The organism is Pseudoalteromonas sp. HM-SA03 (assembly GCF_002289345.1).
In the GTDB taxonomy this organism is placed as follows: Bacteria; Pseudomonadota; Gammaproteobacteria; order Enterobacterales; family Alteromonadaceae; genus Pseudoalteromonas.
On sequence record NZ_NSDG01000088.1, the window covers coordinates 1 to 1,328 of the forward strand.

A 1,328-nucleotide genomic window follows, 5' to 3' on the forward strand; every position below is an offset into this window, starting at 1 on the left:
AGTCGAATGGCCGGAACAAAGCGTGCTCAGCAAGGCTCAAGAGCCTATATGGATTCAATTTTTAAGAATTATGAAAAGAAACTAATAGAATATAAAGCTGATCCGAAACATGGTGACCCAAATGAGGCTAAGTTTAACGAGCAGGTTAAAGAATTAAATCGAATGCTCGAACACTATAAAGATATGATTAAAATGGACGGTATTATTGATGACCCAATTGAATATATTGGTGTACAGCAAAAAGTCTCGGGTACAGAGGTAAAAGGAGCTATTGATGCAACCATTTTTGANTATTAAAAATATTTGAAGGATAGAAAATGATTAAGAATCATTATACGTATGCACNAGGCCAGCTATGAAGATAGCCAAGACTCATACAATAGGTTTCCTGACGAATTAACACTCACCGCAATTAGAAATAAACCGCAAAGTGCTTTGTCTACGTTTTTAACAACTAACTTAAGAACATTCCCACTAGAAGCCCTTGAAAACCCAAACAGCAAAAATGCCTGGAAATACCTCACGCGTGCACAAGAATTAGGATTGGGAATTTTTCAATCTAACGATAATCCAAGTAAGCCATTTCAACTACACTACGATAACCAAGTTATTGAAGTAGTCGGGGCATTAGACCCAGAAGACGCTGATATTTTTAATTGGCCAAAGGCTATGTATCTTGCAATAATTACGCGAAATCAAGATGCGATTGATTATCTAATTCAAGTTGATGATTCAGTTTTTAAAGTGGCTAACTATGCTGAGCAATTCACTCCTTTTGATTACGCGCTAGTTGATTTGCTCAAAGCCATTTTTACGCCCGGCGCAGACTTAGCCTCGGCAATTGAAAAAGCATTAATTACCAGTAATCCAGACGATTACAAATACGATGAGGCTTATCACTATGCTAGTAGACTCTACTGGCCCGTAGTTTCTGTCATTTTAGGTATATTTACCGATGATGGCGGTGTGGAGTTTAACCAAGCGATTGAAAAAGCGACGCTACTTCATAAAGAATTCTACGATACCAAAGAAGAGAAATTTGAAATTGATGGCACACTATCCATCCCGCTAATCGCAATGGCTGCATTAGCAAAAGACATTAAAGGCTATGATTTGACCACAGAAAATGGCTATATTCCTCAGTGGCTGGTAAACCCTAATCCACCAAAATGATTAAGGTAAATTAAAAAAGAAGTCTAATTTGCTAAACCACACTCTTTAACAACATGGACGTTACAAGGCTAGGTTCAATCACCTTCCTAGCCTACATTTCTCACCAAATTTCTTCTGCTGCTTTCATGTACATTTTTAATTAGAGAAACCACGGT

1 protein-coding gene is annotated in these 1,328 nt (G+C 37.6%); it reads left to right on the forward strand.

The window, feature by feature from the left end; translation table 11 throughout:
- Nucleotides 1-339 precede the first annotated feature (339 nt).
- Nucleotides 340-1,173 carry an immunity 49 family protein gene (locus CKO50_RS17780; protein WP_255230369.1) on the forward strand — a complete coding sequence of 278 codons (834 nt, stop codon included), beginning with the start codon at nt 340-342 and terminating at the stop codon, nt 1,171-1,173.
- Nucleotides 1,174-1,328: the final 155 nt, after the last annotated feature.